General features: G+C 50.4%; 18 protein-coding genes and 1 pseudogene. 12 read left to right on the top strand and 7 right to left on the bottom strand.

The genetic code is table 11. From position 1 onward, the window contains the following. Positions 1-83: 83 nt before the first annotated feature. The 3 genes from X474_RS03655 to X474_RS03645 all read right to left on the bottom strand — a co-directional run bounded on the left by X474_RS03655 (position 84) and on the right by X474_RS03645 (position 3,751). A complete protein-coding gene (locus tag X474_RS03655) occupies positions 84-1,316 on the bottom strand; it encodes an MFS transporter (RefSeq protein WP_044346823.1) in 1,233 nt (410 codons plus the stop codon). A gap of 203 nt (positions 1,317-1,519) precedes the next feature. Continuing rightward, a complete protein-coding gene (locus tag X474_RS25980) occupies positions 1,520-1,855 on the bottom strand; it encodes a hypothetical protein (RefSeq protein WP_156360601.1) in 336 nt (111 codons plus the stop codon). 972 nt (positions 1,856-2,827) lie between these two features. Next, positions 2,828-3,751 (bottom strand): LysR family transcriptional regulator, encoded by a 924-nt coding sequence (locus tag X474_RS03645; protein WP_044346820.1) that lies wholly within the window; start codon positions 3,749-3,751, stop codon positions 2,828-2,830. 108 nt (positions 3,752-3,859) lie between these two features. On the opposite strand from X474_RS03645, the gene X474_RS03640 reads away from it, so the two are divergent. The 10 genes and pseudogenes from X474_RS03640 (at position 3,860) to X474_RS03600 (ending at position 13,388) form a co-directional block, all read left to right on the top strand. Further along, positions 3,860-4,303 (top strand): PACE efflux transporter, encoded by a 444-nt coding sequence (locus X474_RS03640; RefSeq protein ID WP_044346818.1) that lies wholly within the window; start codon positions 3,860-3,862, stop codon positions 4,301-4,303. Positions 4,304-4,542: 239 nt separating this feature from the next. Then, positions 4,543-4,977, top strand: a complete 435-nt coding sequence (locus X474_RS03635) for a MarR family winged helix-turn-helix transcriptional regulator (protein ID WP_044346817.1) — start codon at positions 4,543-4,545, stop codon at positions 4,975-4,977. Between the two features lie 52 nt (positions 4,978-5,029). Next, positions 5,030-5,590 (top strand): flavin reductase family protein, encoded by a 561-nt coding sequence (locus tag X474_RS03630; RefSeq protein ID WP_044346815.1) that lies wholly within the window; start codon positions 5,030-5,032, stop codon positions 5,588-5,590. 1,359 nt (positions 5,591-6,949) lie between these two features. Next, on the top strand, positions 6,950-7,690 hold the full coding sequence (locus X474_RS03625) for a FadR/GntR family transcriptional regulator (protein ID WP_044346813.1): 741 nt from the start codon (positions 6,950-6,952) through the stop codon (positions 7,688-7,690). 53 nt (positions 7,691-7,743) lie between these two features. Beyond that, positions 7,744-8,742, top strand: a complete 999-nt coding sequence (locus tag X474_RS03620) for a sialic acid TRAP transporter substrate-binding protein SiaP (RefSeq protein ID WP_044346812.1) — start codon at positions 7,744-7,746, stop codon at positions 8,740-8,742. Positions 8,743-8,839: 97 nt separating this feature from the next. After that, a pseudogene (locus X474_RS27190) lies at positions 8,840-9,325 on the top strand (TRAP transporter small permease); the annotation flags it as partial. Positions 9,326-9,463: 138 nt separating this feature from the next. Then, entirely contained in the window at positions 9,464-10,750 is a 1,287-nt protein-coding gene (locus tag X474_RS03615; protein WP_353743124.1) for a TRAP transporter large permease, read from the top strand. Positions 10,751-10,828: 78 nt separating this feature from the next. Further along, positions 10,829-12,100: a nickel pincer cofactor-dependent isomerase, group 22 gene (locus tag X474_RS03610; RefSeq protein ID WP_044346810.1), complete on the top strand. Its 1,272-nt coding sequence runs from the start codon at positions 10,829-10,831 to the stop codon at positions 12,098-12,100. Positions 12,101-12,295: 195 nt separating this feature from the next. Continuing rightward, positions 12,296-12,637, top strand: a complete 342-nt coding sequence (locus tag X474_RS03605) for a hypothetical protein (RefSeq protein WP_044346808.1) — start codon at positions 12,296-12,298, stop codon at positions 12,635-12,637. A gap of 220 nt (positions 12,638-12,857) precedes the next feature. Further along, positions 12,858-13,388 carry a carboxymuconolactone decarboxylase family protein gene (locus tag X474_RS03600; RefSeq protein ID WP_044346807.1) on the top strand — a complete coding sequence of 177 codons (531 nt, stop codon included), beginning with the start codon at positions 12,858-12,860 and terminating at the stop codon, positions 13,386-13,388. A gap of 63 nt (positions 13,389-13,451) precedes the next feature. Here X474_RS03600 and X474_RS03595 read toward each other — a convergent pair whose 3' ends face one another. Beyond that, entirely contained in the window at positions 13,452-14,360 is a 909-nt protein-coding gene (locus tag X474_RS03595) for a LysR family transcriptional regulator (protein WP_044346806.1), read from the bottom strand. A gap of 137 nt (positions 14,361-14,497) precedes the next feature. Here X474_RS03595 and X474_RS03590 point away from each other — a divergent pair, with 137 nt between their 5' ends. Both X474_RS03590 and X474_RS03585 read left to right on the top strand, forming a co-directional pair. Beyond that, positions 14,498-15,100, top strand: coding sequence for a flavodoxin family protein (locus X474_RS03590; RefSeq protein ID WP_044346805.1), 603 nt, complete (start codon positions 14,498-14,500; stop codon positions 15,098-15,100). A gap of 59 nt (positions 15,101-15,159) precedes the next feature. Further along, positions 15,160-15,810 (top strand): lactate utilization protein, encoded by a 651-nt coding sequence (locus X474_RS03585; RefSeq protein WP_044346804.1) that lies wholly within the window; start codon positions 15,160-15,162, stop codon positions 15,808-15,810. 61 nt (positions 15,811-15,871) lie between these two features. Here X474_RS03585 and X474_RS03580 read toward each other — a convergent pair whose 3' ends face one another. The 3 genes from X474_RS03580 to X474_RS03570 form a co-directional block, all read right to left on the bottom strand. After that, positions 15,872-16,420, bottom strand: a complete 549-nt coding sequence (locus X474_RS03580) for an SAM-dependent methyltransferase (RefSeq protein WP_044346803.1) — start codon at positions 16,418-16,420, stop codon at positions 15,872-15,874. Between the two features lie 40 nt (positions 16,421-16,460). Further along, positions 16,461-18,554, bottom strand: coding sequence for a TonB-dependent receptor (locus X474_RS03575; protein ID WP_044346802.1), 2,094 nt, complete (start codon positions 18,552-18,554; stop codon positions 16,461-16,463). A 327-nt stretch (positions 18,555-18,881) separates the two neighbouring features. After that, the gene (locus X474_RS03570; RefSeq protein ID WP_197281956.1) at positions 18,882-20,339 is read right to left on the bottom strand and encodes an aldehyde dehydrogenase family protein; all 1,458 of its coding nucleotides are present in this window, start codon (positions 20,337-20,339) and stop codon (positions 18,882-18,884) included. Between the last annotated feature and the right edge of the window lie 313 nt (positions 20,340-20,652).

Raw genomic sequence — 20,652 nt, 5'->3', positions numbered from 1 at the left:
CGGCCGTTCAGGTTGTCCAAGGGCCCCTGAACGGGGACTAAGAGCTTTTCGCTAATCGGCCCCTGTTCCTGATTTTCTTGGACCTAATTCTCCACCGTTTCTTTGGGCAGTTTCCACAGGGCCAGGATGCAGGCGACTATATAAAGAGAACCGGCCAGGAAAAACACGGTCCTGACCCCCAGGGCAGCCGAGATGCCAACCCCCAAAAGCGGGCCCAGCATGCGAGCGCCGGAGTTAACCGAGCTGTCCAGGCCATATACCGCCCCCTCATCTCCATGCTTGGTCAGATGAGCCAAAAGGGCGCTGATACCGGTTACGGAACCGCCCAAGGCTACGCCGTAGAAAACCTGCAACACCAAAAGCTGCCAGGCGTTTTGGGCAAAACCATGGCTAACGAAAAACACACCAGCCAGGGCAAGGCAGACAATCAAAATTTTACGGTGACTGCCCCGGTCACCGACCTGCCCCAGATAAACCGAGAAAAAAGCGGTGGCCAGAGATGAAAGTCCAATCACCACACCGGTAAAACTGTTTACTCCTTCCGGGTCTTCAAGCAGAGTCAAGGCAAACAAAGGCAGAATGGGAATAAATAGAATCCGGCTCATCTGATTTATAAAGCGCAGGCTGTAAATCAACATAACCCCGGGAAGGGAAAGTATCCTGCGCCAGGATGCTATAAAGGAAACTTTCTTATCACCTTTGTTTACAACCGGCTCAAACTCCTCTTCCACTCCCCAAAGGGTGATGAAGCCGGCCAGCAATAGCAAAATGGCAGTAACATAAAAGGCGGCGTCATAGCCAAAGGCATCTGCCACCACGCCGCCTATCACCGGCCCCAGCCCCAACCCCAGGCCCACGCCCACCGTCATCATGCCCATGGCATAGCCCATTCTTCCCCGAGGCACGCAAGCAGCCACCAGGGCATTGGTCGAGCCCATTATGCCGGTGATCATTCCCTGAATCATGCGTAAAAAAACCAGCTCTTCCGCGGAGCTGACAAAAGCCATAAGAGACATGATCACCACCCCGCCGAACATGGCTCTTTCCACCATGATTTTTCTGCCCCAGCGATCAGACAAAGCCCCCCAGATGGGAGAGGCGATCATCATGGAAAATGCCTGGCCTGAATAGACCAGACCAACACAAAGGTCGACCCCCAGGGAGGTCGCGGAACCCAATGATTTCACGTAAAGCGGTAAAAAGGGAAATATGCTGGAGAAGCCTATCATCGCGATCATCCTGGCGAAAAACATTACATATAGAGTTCTCTGCCAGGAGGTGTTGTTGATTTTGTCTATAAAAAATGAAAAACGCATTAATCGAAAAACCTGCACCATAAAAGGCGTATTCAGTATTGGATCACTTTTCCTACCAATACGGAAACCCTAAAAAGAGAAACGGCCAACCATTGCTGACTGACCGGAAAATCTTTGCATTATCCCCCGCAAAGGGAAGTTTTAAACTTTATTACTGTTTTTTAAAAAAAATATACCCAATCTTAATAAAAACAAGGGCTTTCTTATTTCTTTTCTTTTTCCAATTCCCGTAAAACCGAGTCAGCCATCTCGGGAAAGTATTTATGTAGGCAATCCGGACACATGCTATGGCTCACCTGAGCTTGGGATTGAGCCCCCAAAAAGTCCTCAACACTCTGCCAGGTATCATCATCTATCCTGATTCTCTTGCACCAGCTGCACATGGGTAAGAGCTCCCGCATTGTATCGAGTTCATCCTTAGTCTGGTTCAACTCCTTTTCCAGGCGCTGTTGATTGACCTTAAGCATACCCAAGACCGTAGTTAACACACCCAGAAGCGTGGCTGTCACGGCCAGGGTCTGACTGTTCTGGTAGGCCATGAAATCCGTTTGATCTGTTCCGCCAAATAAAAAAGGCGCTAATCTCATAGCAGAAAATATAAAAATCAATAAAAAACCGGTCATCAAGAGTTTTTCTTCACCCTCGACCACCTTACCCAGATGCTTTCGGGCAGCTATGAAGAGTCGAAAACTATATGCGGACACTACAAATGAAACGATAATAATACGAGGAAAAACATAAGGACTTGTAAGCCAAAAATAGGTGAGCAGCATAAAAGAGGCAACCAAGCCAATCAGGGGAGGCCAAATACGGGATCGTATCCCTAAAAAGCGATCCAAACCAATCCAGATCAAAAGCTGATTCGCAAAAATAAGACCGTTTGCCAAAATAACAGTTATAACTCCAGGGAGATAATGCCTGAGGCCTATCAATAACAGACCCAGCATCAGGCATACCATGCCCAAGGTCCACAACCCAAAGCCGGGATAGGTCTTCCTGGTAAAGCTCATATAAAGCATCACCAACACCAAAACCAAGTTAACTGCCATATTATTTAAAAACAAGGTCCTCAAATCAAACATATAAAAAGCACCCGTTAACCAATCGAAAAAAAGAATAATCTAAAATTTATTTTATTCTGAATAGCAAATCCTTGTCCACAATTTTAGCTGAAATTATTCTATGTTGCTCACCCTATTGTTAGCTGGAAAGCAAGCAAGATACAACTATCAAAAGTTAAATATAAATACGGTTTTTTGAAGCCAAAAGTACTATGATTTATTTACATATAAACAAAATTCCAGAAAAAATTCCACCACTGATTACCTTTAAATCATCCTCTTTGGTGGAATTTGACTTTTTAGTTGCCAACACCGGGCTTCAAGCAAAGATGCTGATTAATCCGCCCCCACACCAAGCCGAAACCCTGGTTTAGGCAAAACAACCTTGCTTCAGAGGTGATTCCGGCCCACGAAAAACCAAGGATTTCAAAGGGGGTGTTGAAACTTTGCTCAATATCCCACAGCCTTTTTTATCTGGAAAAATTCCTGCATAAGCCACATTCCGGCGTGGCCCAATGAACGGCTTTGTGACCAGATAAGATAAATGGGGGCCTGGTATGGGGCCATTTCCTGCCAAAGGGGCAGACGCACCAGCCTGCCCGAGCTCAACTCCTCTTCCACCAGATGCAGCGGTAAAAAGGCATAGCCAACTCCGCGGCAAACCAGATCACGAATCACATAAGAACTTTCCACCATCCAGGTTCGGCTGCCAAAAACAAAGGAATCCGGCTCCCTTTCCCCTCCCCGGCTGGTGATGCAGAGCTGACGGTGAGGTTCAAGATCCTGGGGCCTGATTCGTTTTAAAGCGGCAAGGGGGTGGTCTTTTGCCGCCACCGGGAAAAAATTCATGTAAGCCAACCGCCTGGCCGACATGGCCTTATCCGGAAAATCGTAAGGCACTAAAAGCCCCACATCAGCCCTGCCTTCCTCCACCAGGGTCTGGATATCGGTCAACACCCCATAAAGCAGCTCAAGCTCGGTTTGGGGGAATTTCTCCGCAAACCGCTCAAGGACCCGACTCAAGAAAGGCTGGGGGATTATCTCGTCCACGGCAATGCGTATATGGGCGTCTTCTGTGCTGGCAAAGGCGTAGGCCCGATCCAAGAAACCGTTCACCCTTCTCAACACATTTTGAGCATCCTTTAACAGGACTTCCCCTTCCCTGGTTAGAACCGGATATTTTTTGCTGCGGTCAAACAACTTCACCCCGGCCCCCAGCTCCAGGTTGGTCACGGCAGTGCTTACCGCGGATTGAGCCTTACCCAAACGCCTTGCCGCGGCGGAGATGGAACCTGTCTCAGCAGCCAGGACAAACGCCTCCAACTGATCAAGGGAAAGATGAGAGAACCTTCTGCGCCACCAAGTATCGATCATAATAAATCCATCTAAAAATCAGATAGAAAATAACTTTTACCAATCTATTTTAGCGATACAATCCCGCAGTGGACAAGTCCTGCGCAAAAGAGATTTTAGGAGAAAACAATGAGAAAAACCTGGGACCGCGCCAGGCATGCAATTCTGTTTGAGGTTGTGCTGCTGGGCATCAGCATTTTGGTGCTCAACCTGATGCTGAAACAGCCTTCTGCTGCCATAGGAAAAACCGCGGTAACTTTAACCATTTTGGCCATGCTCTGGAACGCCGTTTACAACTATCTTTTTGACAGGCTTCTTTTGGCCTTTAAAAGGCCCTTATACCCCAGAGGCTTCCGACTCCGGGCGGTTCATTCCGTCAGTTTTGAGTTGGGTTTCATGAGCATAACCATACCCATAGTGATGTTTCAACTGGGCCTGAATCTGTGGCAGGCCTTTTTGTTTGACCTGGGCTATGTGGTGGGCGTGCCGATCTATGCCCTTGTATTTAACTGGCTTTATGATGTGATATTCCCGGCGCCATCCTCTCCGGCAATGGCCGGGGCCGGAGATTAGATAAAGCCCTCAACCAAGGGAACAAGACTTGCTGAATACTGCCAGGCCCCAAAAACAATCCGGGGTCTGGCAATTTTTACTTACCCGCCGGACCCAAAAAAACTTTTAATAAAAGAAATGCTGCTGCAAGGCCTGCATACCTGTTTCATTGCCGATCAGGACCCACTTTTTCAGTCAATTAATTTGACAGCATTCAAATTCTTTGTTATTTGTATGTACAAACATCTAACAGGGTCGGCATGAAATCAAATCAACACATACTGCACAACTGCCTCTATTTCACAGCCAACTCCCTCTCCAGGGTGATCACGAAAATGGCTGAGCAGGAATTTGCCTTAACCGGACTCTCGCCTTCACATGCCTTTCTGGTCATGCTGGTTATGGAAAATCCGGGTATTGGGCAGACCGAACTGGCCCGCGAACTTAACCTTGCCCCATCCACAGTAACCCGATTCATAGACACCCTGGCGCACAGGGGATATTTGGAACGAAAAAGCAAGGGCAAGGCATCCCGCATATTTCCCACCCGGGCGGGAGAGGACTTGAGAGGCCCCATTAAGCAGGCCTGGAAAAAACTGCACCAGCGCTATGCCAACATACTGGGGCAGGAAAAAGGAGATGAACTTGCAAGGCAAATAGACCTGGCTTCAGCAAAACTTGCCGAGACTGTGTAATTTTTTTAGCATTTGTTTTTTGTATGTACAAACAATAAACAAGGAGAACAACATGCAGGCACTGGGACCGGTAAACGCCCTTTACCCCATGCCCACTACTTTGGTCGGGACTGTTATCAACCATAAAATTAATTTCCTGGCTGTGGCTCATGTCGGCATTCTGAACCACGGCGAACCGCAATACCTTTCCATAGGCCTGAGCAAGGCCCACTATTCCAACCAGGGCATAATCACCAATAAATCCTTCAGCATATGTTTACCCAATCGCCAAATAATGGCGCAAACCGATTATTGCGGGATAGTAACCGGAAAAAATACCGACAAATCAAAGGTATTTGACAGCTTTTTCGGAGAGGTCCCGGGCGCGCCCATGATCAGTGAGTGCCCGGTCAATATGGAGCTTAAACTCCATGAGGTATTGGATTTCAACACCCACGACATTTTCATAGGTGAATTGGTTCAAACCTATGCCGACCCCAGTGTGCTGACCAACGGAAAGATAGACATGGCCAAGCTTGACCCTCTGCTTTTTGACATGGCTTCAAAAAAATACTGGGCCATCGGCCAAGCGGTGGGGGATTGTTGGCGTGAAGGAAAGGTGTTGAAAAGATAGAAGATTGAAAGCCCTCTTACCTGATCATCCCAGGGCCTCTTGCCCTTAGGCCTGAAGAAATGCCCACGCCACCCCTCACAAGAGGACGGGTGCGGGTAAAGTAAAAGAAAGGTGGCCCGCATCCAGTGGATCAAACCACCCAAACAGGGTCAAAACCATTGAGCCGGTGGGATGGGGGAATTTGCCAATACCCGCCTCGTAGAAGATAGGGGAATACATAGTCCTTCCTTTGGGGTTTCACAGGTCTTTCATGTGCAAGGCAGCTCGCAGCAAGGGGCAAGGGCCCAAAAGGCCTAAAAGGGTGTTAGAAGAGACCGATAATAAAACTTTTACACAACACACCAGTCCACCACATATTTTAACTGACAACCTATTCCAGGGTTTGCTAAAAACTGGCGAGATTATAGAAATCAATAGCAGGGGCTATTTTCGGCTACTTCTGACAAGAGCAGAACAAGGTTGCGCAGCTTGGCCAGGCGGTACACTCGCACACACTGACGCTCTTTATGCAGTGTTTCAGAGGATCAATCCGCCTGAAGAAACTACTTCAGTCAATAACTTGTCCATACAAGTTATTTCAACATAAAACCTCCAGCCTGCTGATCCCGTTAGTCATTGCCTTGGGTTACAGATGGCATCTGATCAAAAAACGCGGCGATTCTCCTCAATGATTAAGCCTGGCTGCTGGGCCCTTAAACCAGGCTTCTCCTGAAACGCCTTTTGGTTGATTTATCCCATATAAAGCAGATTCTTTGGTGCCTTATGATTTTTCGCGGAATCATTCAGGCATATTTAACATGTTATAAGTTCCAATATCCCTTTTAAATTTGATTCATATCCACGTAATAAATACCGACAAAGTAACCCCTTTTTTGCAAGACAGCATTTAATATCTTTCTAAAATTACGCCTGTATAACCTTAAAAAATTCACACATGATGCATAATAAAACTTTTTAGTCCTATTTAATATTTCTACAAAAGGCTACAAATTATCAAAAAATCTTTTTCGAAGTTTCACCACACATCCCCCTTTTTCAAAAATAAAGTTGCCATAATCAACTAATTATAAAGGAAATTCAAGCAATAGGTATCACCATCGCTTTACTATTGTTTTTAAAGACATATTTACCCCACTAGCAGCTATGATTACTCCAAAAAGCTAAACGGTCAGCTTTGAGATACCTTTTGTTACCCTTTTCACTTTTTAGTTTTACTAATAAGGGTAATCACTTACAAAACAAGCTCAAAAAAGTCATTGACAAGTCATACATAAAAGCATTTTAATCGTCCAATGATTGGTCAACCAAACATTGGACTACCAATAACCATACTCCAGCCACAGAAAAGGGGTGGACAATATGGAAACGCCAGACAACTCGGTAATCAGACGCACTGCCGTGGATCAAGTTTTCGACTTGGTGCACAAATGGTTGCTCTCTGGAACTTTCCAAGCTGGCGATGTTCTGCCCTCTCAAACCGAGTTGGCTAAAAGATTTAGTGTAAGCAGGAACACCCTGCGGGAGGCCATGTTCAAACTGGCGGCCCTTGGGCTGGTGCAATCCAGACAAGGGGTGGGCACCGTGGTGCAGGCCGGTGCTCCTTCCACCTATCTTGGCTCTATTTCGGAACAACTCCTCCTTGAGCAAATAACCATTACCGAATTTATTGAAGCCCGTATGTTTACGGAAAAGGCCATTGTGCACTTGTGTGTCCACAGGGCCGGACCGGAACTTGTCACGAATCTTAAAGCCAATTTAGAGGCTCAGTTACAGGCCTTGGAGGATAGGCGCGACGCTCTTTTCAATGACCTGGACCTTCAATTCCACAGAGAATTGGGAGAAGGCTGCGGCAACAGCGTAATGCGCAAATTCTTTCAGACCTCAGCAGATCTTCTGAGCGCCTTTGCCAGTAAAAGCTACCTGGTGCCGGGAAACCTGGAATTTGCTTATCAGGGGCATGCCAAAATTTTTAAAGCCATCGAGCAAAGGGATGCTGCTCAAGCCGAAGAGGCAATGGTTTGGCATATCAAGGAAATTGCACTTAAAACGCTAAAGTTCTTAGGTCTTGAACTGGAGTACGAGTTGCCGCAGTTGCGCTGATCGTCTTCCGGACAAGTAGATAGCAACACCTAGTTATTCAAGGAGAACTCAAGATGAGAAAGTATCGTATGCCTGCCCTGATGACAGCCCTGGCCCTTGCCGCGGTCTGCGTCTTTTCCATTACGCCGGCTTTTGCCGCCAAAACCCTGAAGTGGGCCCACTCCTACGAAGTGGACAACCCCTATCATATCCAGGCCCTGTGGGCTGCCAAAGAAATCGCCAAAAGGACCGACAACCGTTTTGTGGTTAAAGTCTTCCCAGCCTCTTCGTTGGGCAAAGAAGTTGACATCAACGAAGGCCTGACCTTGGGCACCGTGGATATCATCCACACCGCCGCCGCCTTTACCGGCCGCACCTACGCTCCCCTGGCTATGAGCTGCTATCCCTATGTGTTCCGTAACCTGGACCACTTCTTCGCCTTTGCCAAGAGTGATATCTTCCGTCAGTTCGCCAACAAATACACCGAGATCACGGGCTCCCACGTCTTCTGCACCAGCTACTACGGCGCCCGTAACGTGACCACCACCGATCTGCCCATACGTAAGCCCGAGCAGATGGCCAACCTGAAAATCAGAATCCCCAACGCTCCCTCCTACGGCATCTTCCCCAAGGCGGTAAACGCCAACCCCACCCCCATCGCCTTCTCCGAGGTATACCTGGCTCTGCAGCAGGGTGTGGTCGATGCCCAGGAAAACCCGCTGACCATCATCAAGTTCAAAAAATTCTTTGAGGTGCAGAAATACATCTGCCTGACCCAGCACATGCTGGACAACCTGCTCACCATCTGCAGCGGCCAGATGTGGAACAGCCTCTCCGACAGTGACAAAAAAATCTTCACCGATGTCATCCTGGAGATGAGCGATCGTATTTCCACGGATATCGTGAACGCCGAAAAGGAACTCTCCGCCTGGTTCGAAAAACAGGGCAATACCGTGATCTACGACGTGGACAGAAAAGCCATGGCCGCCAAGGTCGCCGAGTATTACAAGGCCCATAAGTCCGAACTGCCCTGGACCGATGAAATCTGGGCTAAAGTGCAGGCTCTGAAGTAACAATCAGCTCGATGCCCCCCACCCCATCGAACCACCGGTACGGTGCTTAGGCGCCTGCCGGTGGTCCGGTGGGTTTTTATTGCAGAGCAGGAAAATCATGTCCAACACCGCCAAAAATATAAACAGCCAACAACCGGCCATGCCGGAAGAAACATTGCGAAAACCGGAAGCCATTGAGGATTACGTCGCACTGCTGGCTTTTTGGATTTTAGCAGCAATTGTCTTTCTTCAATTTTTCACCCGTTACGCCTTGAACAGCTCCTGGGGCTGGACCGAAGAGATCGCCAGGGTTCTTCTTATTATAAGCTCCCTTTTGGGCTCAGCCCTGTCCGTACGCAAGAACACCCACATCATGGTGGAATTTTTCTACCGCTACTTGAGCCCAAAGGGAGGCAGGGTTCTCTCCACCATTGTGGATATCCTGCGTATTGTTTTCTTTGCCCTTTTGGCAGTGGCCTGTTACCGCCTGGCCAGTAAAACCTTTGGAGCTCTGGTCTCTATTGATTTCCCCAAGCGCGCCCTTTATTTCATATTCAACGGCTTGATTGCGCTGAACTTAATTCGTTCCATTCAGGTGGCCATTCAGCACTGGAGGCAAGGCGGCAGTTCACTTAACCTGACCGCACCGCCGATTACAGACCCCACCTACACACCATCCTGGAGAGACTGGATCGCCCCGGCCCTGCTGGCTGTGCTGGGCATCCTGACCTTGTGGGCCTATCTGACTGAAAGCCACATAGGGTTTTTATTTGCCCTCACTTTCCTGGTGATCGTAACCGGCCTGCCGGTTGCCTTCTGCTTAGCCGGCGCTTCTTATGTATTTGTGACAGCAACCGGGTCAGCCCCGGATATCGTAATCGCCCACCGCATCATAAACGGCATGGACAGCTTCCCCTTGCTGGCCATTCCCTTCTTCATCCTGGCCGGTTCTTTGATGAACAGCGCGGGCATCACCAACCGCCTTTTTGACTTTGCCAAGGCCCTGGTAGGCTGGCTGCCGGGCGGACTGGGCCATGTCAACGTCGGCGCTTCCATCATCTTCGCCGGTATGAGCGGTGCGGCAGTGGCAGACGCAGGCGGTCTTGGAACCATTGAAATCAAAGCCATGCGGGACGCGGGCTATGATCCCGACTTTTCGGTGGGCATCACCGCCGCGTCCTCGACCATTGGCCCAATTATTCCTCCCAGCCTGCCGATGGTTGCCTTTGGCGTCATGGCCTCCTGTTCGGTGGGGCAGCTCTTTGCCGCCGGTTTTATCCCCGGACTTTTAATGGGAGCCTCCCTGATGGTGATTGTGGCCTATATGGCCCACAAGCGTAACTACCCCAGGGAAGAACGCTTCAGCCTGAGCCATGTGGGGCGCAGCTTTAAGAGCTCTTTCCTCTCGCTCGTCACCCCGGCGATCATTGTGGGCGGCATCCTCACAGGTGTCTTCACCCCCACCGAATCGGCCATTGCCGCAGTGGCCTATGCCATCGCCCTGGGCTGCTACTACCGAAGCCTCTCATTTAAAAGGCTTATCAGCGTGAGCATGGAAACCTTGGACACCATGTCCACCATTTTGATGATCATCGGCGCGGCGGCGGTCTTTGCCTGGATCCTGACCAGCAACCAGGTGGCGGACAACTTCTCCTCCTTTGTAATGGAGAACTTTGAATCCAGGTGGATGATCCTTTTGACCATCAACATCATTCTTCTGGTGGTGGGTTGTTTTCTGGAGCCCATCGCGGCGATCACCATCATGGTGCCGGTCTTGATGCCTTTAGCCAAGATGGTTGGCATCGACATCATTCACCTGGGTGTATTGATGGTGCTGAACCTCATGATCGGCCTGCTCACCCCGCCGGTGGGAACGGTTCTCTATGTTCTTTCCAGGGTCTCCAATCTTAAATTTGAAAGATGCCTGTCAGGTACAGCCCCGTTCTTCATCCCCTTGGTGACGGTTCTGCTTCTTGTCACTTATTGCGAACAGATCTCGCTGTTTTTGCCCTCACTGATCTATCGCTGACCATGAACTTTCCCCTGCGCCCTTTCATAAAGGGCGCAGGGAGCTTGCCTCCACAGTAAAAAGGTTTAAATCAGGCCCATGAACACTAAATCAACCATGAAACTATTCCGGGACCAAAGCCCGATTCCCGAGCTTAACGACCCGACTGCCACCTTACGCGAATTGCTAAAAAACAAGGCCCCGGTCATAAAAAAAGGCCAGGAAATAGGCCTCACCATAGGCAGCCGTGGAATTGACCGCATGCAGGAGCTGGTCAAAGAGGTAGTGCTTCATATCAAATCCCAAGGGGCCCAACCGGTGATAATTCCGGCCATGGGCAGCCACGGCGGAGCCACCGCCGAAGGCCAGAGGGAGGTTTTGGCCTCTTACGGCATAACCGAAGAACAAGTCGGCGCACCGATAAGGGCTGATATGGAGACGATCGAACTGGGGACAGACCCGGAGAGCGGGCTTCCGGTTTATTTCGATCGCCAGGCCTCGCTCTTAGATGGCGTGATCCTCATGAACCGGGTCAAGGCCCACACTGATTTTCATTCCACTTATGAAAGCGGATTAATGAAGATCAGCGTAATCGGTCTGGGCAATCACAAAGGGGCCGAGCATGTGCATTTCCACGGCCTGGATGGCCTGACAAAGCTTATTCCCTCCTTTGCCCGCACCATCTTGAGCAAGGGTAATATCTTTTTCGGCATTGCCCTGATGGAAAACGCAAGCGACACCCTGGCCGAGATCCACCTTCTGCAAAAAGATGAGATAGCCGATAGAGAACCCGGACTGCTCTTAAGGTCCAAGGAATATTTGCCCAGACTGCCGGTGGGCAACCTTGATGTAATGGTGGTGGAGCGTATGGGCAAAAATATAAGCGGTGTGGGCATTGACCCCAATATCACAGGCCGCAGGGGGATCAGAAGCGATGCTGACAATGGGAATGCCAGCGGCATTGCCAATCGCATTGTCTGCCTTGACCTGACGCCGGAATGCCACGGCAATGCCCTGGGCATGGGACTCGCCGATTTTGTTCCCCGGCATTTTTATGAGCAGATCGATTTCCAGAAAACCTATGCCAACGTCATAACCAGCGGTTTTGTGGAGAGGGGTTTTGTGCCCCTGGTCATGGAAAACGACTTTCAGGCCATAGACACCGCCATCCAATGCTGCGGCCGCAAGGTCGATGATGCCACTGTACGGCTCTTACAGATTCAGGACACCTTAAGCGCCCGCCAGGTCCTGGTCAGCCCGGCCTTAATCGACGAGGTGGCAGAACTGGGGCATTGGCAGGATATGGGTGAAGTTGAATACCTGTTTGACGACCAGGGCACGCTTAAGACCCGTATTAAGTCGCTTACCTGAAATTCAAAAAATACAGATTACTAAGCCCTTATTCCTTTCTCATGGATAAGGGCTTTTTCATGCCATGGCCAGGGGTGACAGGCACAAAACACCCTTATTGAAAGGCAGGTATGATAAGTCTGGTAAGAAAGAAGCAACCGACCGCAAGAATTCCTTTTTTAACCGGACAACCCCAAAAAACGGAAGTGGCTTGAAATGGATCTTAAAAGTGCAATCAAAAGATACAAGGATTCTTTGCTGCCGGACCTCCAGGATTGGGCGTTAGAGGTTGAACTCATCAGCAGGCGCGCGGATGATCGAGAAGACATAGAAGCCGCCTGGGAGAGCTTAGCTGAGGATCAGCGCCAAACAGTGCGCCGGGCTGACGCTGTTTTGATCTCAAACGCCGAACAGGTTGCTGAATTCTGGAGAACCGACGAGGTGGGCTTTGATCGGGACAGAAGCGGGGACATCCCCCTGGATCACTGGTGGTACTGGCTTGATAAAATAGCAGAAGGCGTCTACCCCGAAAAATACCTGCCAACGTGGGCAAAATGAATTAGGCCGGACTTCGTCACTTATTGGGGTAATGTTGGATTTTATCTTTTAAGGTCAAAATTTTTAACAGAATCCTTGCCAAATTATGCCCCGGGCTGTTATTGCGGCCTCACTGTCTCTTAAAATCTCGCCTTTGACAAAAACGTCTTTAATGGCTTAGGCTGAAAAAACACCCAAAGCGCTGGTCACCTGATCCAAACCCGAAGCCAAAGGAGTTGTCATGGCTCTGATCAGGACCATACCCCCGGCCGAGGCGCAAGGAGAGCTCAAGGAGATCTATCGATCCATCAAAAAAGTGGCGCCTGTAATTCCCAAACCTCTCTCCATGCTGAGCACCAGCCCGGAGCTCACATCCATGTATTTCAAGCAGATCATGTTTTATTTGAGGAACCCCGGCCTGGGCATGGATTTATTGGTGCAGATCCGCCTGCATGTGGCCCATGAATTCGACTATCCCTATTGCGTGGGTTTCAACTCAAGCATCTTGCAGTTCCTTACCGAGATAACAGACCAGGGTCTGGAGGAGCTTAAAAAAGACCCGACCAAGGCGGAACTCTCAGATAAGGACAAGGCCCTTCTTCTGTTTGTGTTGAAGGCGGTTAAAGCACCGACCACAACCACAGCGGAAGACATAGACCAACTAAGGGCCCTGGGCTGGCAAGACCGGGAAATTCTGGAGGCGACCAATTATGGCGCGGATATGGTGCGCCATGGCATTGTATTCAAGGCCTTTAAAATGGACCAGGATTAAACACCGGCTCAAAAAAAGGCTGTTTGATCGCATACGGGCTAAAGAGCTGCCTCTTTAAATGCCTCAGGCGGGCAACGAAGGCAGTTCCTTTTTTAAAATTTTCTCAATCTCGCCCATCTGCGTGGGGTAAAAAGGTTTTTTAGGTTTGGCGAGATAAAGATAATTATTTAAGGGTTTAAACCCTTTCCAGAGGATTTTTACTTTTTTTTCGGCCAAGGCCCTTTGGCACAAAAAATCAGGGGCCACCCCCAACCCCGGTCCGGCGGCCAGGGAGCGCACAATAGAGTGGATATTCGGCACAATAAAATTGGGCCTGAAATCCGGCAGCCCATTGAAGTTTTGCTGCCAGAACCTTCTGAGATGCTCGTTATCCCCTGTGATGCCGTACCATTTTTGGGCCTTTAGCCAGGACAACAGGCCGGCATTGTCATTTTCTGAAAGCGCCTTTTTAAAACCGCTCTCATCTGTTCCCTTGCCTGCCAAAAGGACAATGATTTCCATGGAAACAGGCTCATACAAAATATCCTTATTCTCCAGCCTGTGGTGGGTCACCACCAGATCAACCACCCCCTGGCTGAGCTTCTGCAAAAGCCCCTGGTACTCGCCAAACTCCAGAATCAGGTTAAAGGGCAGATGAGGGAGGTGTTTTTCCAAAGTCTCCTGAAAGGTCTCGTAACACATGCCAATGGTGAGTGAGGGCAGATCTTTTTGAGCACAGCTTTGAAAATTCTTTTCCACCTCTTCCAGAGATCCAAGGGCGTCTGAAACTGCGTTGTAAAGCAGCTTGGCCCGTTCCGTGGGCTTAAGCCTGCGATGCATGCGTTGAAAAAGTTTATATCCCACATGCTCTTCCAGTGATTTCAAGTGCAGGCTCACCCCGGGCTGGGAAATAAAAAGTAATCGGGCGGCATGGGTCATGCTGCCTGTCTCATAGATAGTTTTAAAGGTGCGAAGCCATTCCAGGTTTATCATGCCGCCCATCTATAAATATTTTAATGTTAAACTGATATTTACATTATTTGTATTATGTCTGAACCTTAGGCAGAATTCAAACAAACCAAAAAACCAACCAGGCAGACCTGCTAAATTATTTTTAAGGAGTAAATCCCATGCGAGCGTTAGCCATAAACGGCAGTCCCAGAAAAGGCGGCAATACCCAGATCCTTTTGGAAAAAGCTCTGGAGCCATTAAACCGGGCAGGTTGGGAGACGGAGTTAGTGCAGATAGGAGGCAAAAAAATCCAGGGCTGTCTTGCCTGCCGCAAGTGCGCGGAAAACCTGGATCAAAAATGCGCAGTAAAGAAAGACATCTTCAACGAAATAATGGGAAAAATGATATCGGCTGACGCTCTTATCCTGGGATCACCAACCTATTTCACCGATGTGAGCGCGGAGATGAAGGCTCTTTTAGATCGTTCAGGACTGGTGGCCCTGGCAAATGGCAGGCTTTTTAAAGGTAAAATAGGAGCAGCTGTGGCCGCTCAGCGCCGGGCGGGCTCCATTCATGTCTTTGACACCATAAACCATATGTTTTTGATGAACCAAATGATCATACCCGGCTCCATCTATTGGAACATGGGCCTGGGCCGGGAAAAAGGGGAAGTCAAGGAAGACGCCGAAGGCCTGGCCAACATGGAAAACCTGGGGCTGACCATTGACTGGTTGGCTAAAGCCATCAAACCGCAGATGGGCGCTTTCCCCGGCGCAAATTAGTTTTTAGGGTAAAACAATAGCTATAATTTAAAAAGTCACATGACACCAAGGAGATAAAAATGTCCGACCCTATCGCCAATTTCTGGAAAATCCGTTTGCACGACACCAAAGAAGCCCTCCTGGAAAACAACTTTGAAGTGTATATCGCAGAAGATCTGGCCCAGGCCAAGGCCGTTATCAAAGATGAAATTCTTCCCGGCCTGGAGTTCAAAAGTGTGGGTCGGGGAGGCTCCCTGACAGTGGACGCCCTGGGTTTTGATTCGCTTCTGGACCAGGTTGAAGTCACTAAATATGACCCCTTTGACAAAGACCACTCAGATGAAAAAAAATTCGAGATGAGGCGTCAGGGCCTGTTGTCCGACCTTTTCTTCACCGGCACCAACGCCCTTACCGCAGACGGCAGGCTGGTCAACTTAGACGCCTTTGGCAACCGGGTGGCGGCCATGATGTTCGGCCCCAAACATGTGATCATCCCGGTGGGCAGGAACAAGATCGTTCCCGATCTCGAGGCTGCGGAGCAGCGTATAAAGGATTACACCGCCCCCACCAATGCCATGCGCCTGGCCCGCAAGACTCCTTGTGTAAAGACCGGCCGCTGTATGGACTGCAGCAGCCCGGACCGCATCTGCAGCGCCTGGACCATTATTGAAAAATGCCTGCCCAAGGGCAGGATCAAGGTGGTTCTGATCAATCAGGACCTGGGTTTTTAAATAAAAACCGAACCCGGCCGACCTCAGAACTTATAAGGGTCGGCCGGGTTCGGCAAAAACATCAGTCTCTGAACTTATCTTCCAGGGCCTTCATCCAGGGGGCGATGGTGACGTCTTCTCTGCTCAAGTAATATTTGCTGTAGGGCTTGATATCCAAAATCGGGCTTTTATCAACCGCTTCCAGACCAAACACATTCAGCACATTATCCTCGCGGGAAAGCACCTTGACCACCGTCACCAAAAGGGGATTGGGCCGGGCCGGGCTGCAAGTGGCGAACACGCCGACCAAGGGCAGGTCCTTGAATCCGGCTGGATGCACCTTGACCGCCCGGCGGCCTTCGGCCGGTAGAAGATGGGGCCAGTAGATAACCAGGGCATGGGAAAACTCCTCTATACCCTCAATAAGGCCGGTGTAAGCCGGATCAAGCACGATCCTGCTTTCAACCTCGGCTTCAGTGATCTCGGGCATTTTGCCGTCTCGGTGGGCAATACCGTCTTTGCTTCCCTTTAAGCTTGGAGCTGTGAGCGGGCTTTCCACCCAACCCACCGGCGTAATTGTCAAAGGGCTCAAAGTTTCGGTATTGGCGCTTGCCTGCGTATTGTCCTGCATAATCCACTCCACGGCGCTTGCCTTCAGGAACGTTTTTAAATTAGAAAGTAAAGCTCACCCCACCATAAACCAGAGTGCCGGGCAGGGGGTAATCCAGCCTTACATAACACTCTTCATTAAACAAGTTCTCCACTGCCAGGCTAAAGGTTACATCGGTCTTTGGAAAAGACATGGTGTAGGATCCCCTCACATTGTGCAGCCAATAGGGGTCCAGGTCATACATGGGCTCGTATTTGGAGTTCATGGCAGCCACCTGAGGCGGCACAGCCGGAGCGCCCCCGGCAAAACGGCTGGACACGAACTGGGACTGCCACTCCAAAAGCAACCCCTCAAGCGGCCTGCTGCGCAGAGTGAGGTTCAAGAGATGCTCAGGCGCATTGAAAAGTTCGTCAGTGGCATAGAGCTTTTCAATAATCTCGTCACCCTCTTTTTTATTCTTGGTAAAGGTGTAGTTGGTCTCCACCTCCAGGAACTGATTAAAGGTGTACACCCCGCTCAACTCAACACCCCAGATACGCACCTTATCCACATTGTAAGTGGGAGGATAGGACACGGGGTAAATGGTTATGTAATCCTTAAGATCCTGATAAAACAGGTTGACCTGAAAAGCATGATTTTCGCCGGACTGCCTGACGCCCAGCTCGTAGTCCCAGCCCTTGACCGGCTTCATCTGGCCTATGAGGCTCTTCCATCCCTCTATGTATTGGGGAGGGATCAAGAAAGCCGGAGCTCCGGCAGGCTGTTTCAAGCCGTAATAAGCCCTCAAAACGGCCCTTCCGGCAAAGGACTTCAAGGTGTGGGAGCCGGACCAGCGGTACATGTCTGCCATGGCCGGGGCTTTATAGACCTGACCGGCAAAGGCAAAGGCCTGGAACCCGCTGGGAAGGTCATAGGTCAGGCTTCCCCTGGGAGAAATCTGGTCGTCATCCAGCTCGGCTTGGGTCTCGGGGTTTTCATTGACAGACTGAACCTTGTTCTTGAAATAATCGTAACGAAGGCCAAAGGTGAGGTTCAGTTTGGGCAGAATCTGCCAGGAATCCTCGACAAAGGCCCCTGCCAGGTCCTGGTCAAACTCTATGGCTCCGCTCTCCTGGCCATAATAGGTCCAGTCCGCGTCGCCGTCGCTCTTTGAGTATTCCCCGCCGAGTTTCAGGCTGTGCGCGCCGAATTTATGGTGCAGTTTAGCCTTTACGGCCGGGGCCTTGAAATCCAGGGTGTAGTCATAGGTGTCCCCCACCTGCCAGGTCTCCTGGCGGTAGTCATCATCCCGCTTGTGCTGCATGTAGGAGATGCCGAGGTCAAACCAGTCAGAGGTATAGGCCGCCAATATGGTATTGGTGTCCTGTTTAACCTTGCTGCCTTCTATATAGTCTCGGGCGTCACTCCATACACTCCAGTTGATCCTGTCATCCAGGGCAAGACCTTCTTCGCGTTTCAGGGCGAAACCGGTAATCTGAAGATGCCCGGCCGAGCCCAGATCCACCCCCACGGACCCGCTGGCGCTCATTTTTTCAACGTCATTATTTTTCAGGTATTCATCCCGGGTGCGCGTGGCGGCGCTCACGGCCCAGTTGACCTTGCCCACGGAACCCGAATTAAGAGCCTTGGCCTTGAAGTCATTAAAGGTTCCGTAATTAAGGGAAACCTTGCTCTCAGTCTCTTTTTGGCCCTGCCTGGTGATGATGTTTATGGTGCCCACCAGGGTGTTGCCGTATTCCACCGAGCCCGCACCCCTTATCACCTCTATGCGTTCTATGTTCTCGAGGGGAATGGCTTCCCAGACCAAAGAGCGGGCATAGTATTTACCCATCTGGCCCAAGGGCATGCCGTCTATGAGGACCCGCATATCCTGATCGCCCAGGCCCCTTAAAAATAGCTGCCTGCCATAGGTCGAGTCTTGGATGTAAATGGAATTGGTCAAGCTCAAAAGATCGGTGAGATCATTTATCTGGCCTGCGGGAATTTGATCATCCGGTTTTATCACACTGCTCACCGGAGAGGAAAGGGCCTCAACCGTGCTCATCTTGGCCCTGACCTCCACAGGAGGCATTTTCTCGGTGGCCCAGGCGTTTGCAGTGACACAGAGACAGAACAACAGAAAACCCGAACAGAACTTCAACTTGCTCTTCGGCATAAAAATTCTCCCAAGGACAGGGCACAGCTATGCCTGTCCGCAAAAGGAACCTTCTTGGCTTAAATTTTGGGGGTTATTATTGGAATGCTATCTAAAAAAAGGGAGGTTTCTTACCACCGATGTGATCGCTTGTACACCATGCGGAAAACCATGTCAAGCCAGGCGCGGGGGGGAGAGGTAAGGCCAGCAAGCCAATTTAATCAATATAAATAAGGTCTTATTAATAAAAGCAACCAAATTGCTTCTTTTGATAACTGTAAGTAGCAAAGCCTTTAAAAAGCGCGCCCTTTGGTCCGGGCGCGCTTTGAGACATATTTCAAACAACAATCAGAAGGGATACTCGCGAGGCGTCAACTGGGCGCTTACCCATCTCAGCTCGGTGAACTCCTCCAAAGCGGCTTTGCCGCCAAAGCGGCCCCACCCGCTATCTTTCATGCCGCCAAAGGGCATCTGGGGTTCGTCATGCACGGTCTGGTCATTGATATGCACAATCCCGGATTCTATTCTTTTTGCCAGGCGAAGCCCCCTTTGCAGATCCCCGGTGAAAATCGAGGCGGTAAGGCCATAGTCAGTGGCATTGGCCATGGCCACCGCAGAGTCGTCATCCACCGCCTCTATAATGGAAAGCACCGGGCCAAAGGTCTCTTCCCAGGCAAAATCGGAATCCGGGTTTACATTGGTGACAATGGTTGGCTGATAGCAGGGCCCCTGGGGCTTGCCCCCGCAAAGCAGCTCCCCGCCATCGGCTATGGCCAGCTGCACCCCGGCATCCACCCTTATAAGCTGTTCTTTATTGATCAAAGGCCCGATGATGGTATCCGGCTCCTTGGGGTCGCCGACCTTGAAGCCGGAAACCTTTTTAAGCAGTTTCTCCATGAATCTTTGAGAAACCTTGGGATGAATGATCACTCTTCTGGTGGACATGCAAATCTGGCCCTGATGCAGAAAAGCGCCAAAAGCGGCGGCGTTTACCGCCGCCTCCAGGTCCGCGTCATCCAAGACCAGCATGGGGTTCTGTCCGCCAAGCTCAAGAGCAACCCTTTTAAGATGCTTGCCAGCCTTTTCCGCCAGGCTGCGGCCCACCTGGCTGGAACCGGTGAAATTGATCCGCCTGACCTTTTTATTCTCAATGAACTCATCGCCCAGAGCGCCGCTTTGGCCCGGAGCATTGATTACCAAGTTAAAAACGCCCTTGGGAAAACCAGCCTCGTGAAACACCTCTGCCAAGGCGATTCCCCCGGCCACGGCAGACTCGGTAGAGGGTTTCAGCACCACTGTGTTGCCATAGGCCATGGGCATGCAGACAGACCTGAGGGATAGAATAAGAGGCGCGTTCCAGGGGGCGATGCCGGCCACCACCCCCACCGGCTGGCGAATGGCCATGTTAAAGGAGCCGGGCAGGTCCGAAGGTATGATCTCCCCTTGAGGCTGATGCACCTGGGCCGCGGCCTCGCGCAAAAGACCGGGGGTGAAACTGGTCTGGAACATGGCAAAGCCAAAGGTGCAACCCGTCTCCCTGGAAAGCACCTCAACCAGATCACTTTGCTTTTTCTCTAAAATCTCGGCGGCCCTCAAAAAAAGGGCTTGACGCTCTGCGGGAAGGGTCTCGGACCATGAGTCAAAAGCAGCGGCCGCCGCATCAACAGCCCGTTTGGCATCTGTTCTTTGCCCGGCCGCAACCCGGGCAAAGGGCTCGCCGCCAAAGGGGTCCATGTCCTCATAGGTCCCGTGGTCAAGGGCATCGGTCCATTCCCCGTCAATATACATCTTATATTCCCTGGCCAATTCACTTTCCCCTTTCCCCTGGGCCCGGCTAGTCAAAACCTTTTGCCGGAAAACCGGGAATTACAGGTTAGTTATCTTAAGCGGATCATTTAAAAAGAACCATTCACACTCAGCAAGAACAAAGACCTGCGCCTGACCTGCCGGAGGTCATAAAAGCGCACCCCTTGAGCATACTAATTCGATCTAATATGCCTGACCAATAATACTCCAGCCGTCTGTGCAAAGTACAGCCGACGATTACAGCTCATTTAAAGGCTCTGCAACGGTTGAAGCCAAGTGGAAAAGCCCTGGCTTGGGTCACATCCCGGGTCTC

It is taken from the genome of Dethiosulfatarculus sandiegensis, assembly GCF_000931935.2.
Taxonomy (GTDB): Bacteria; Desulfobacterota; Desulfarculia; order Desulfarculales; family Desulfarculaceae; genus Dethiosulfatarculus; species Dethiosulfatarculus sandiegensis.
This window is presented reverse-complemented; position numbering and strand designations above follow the sequence as displayed.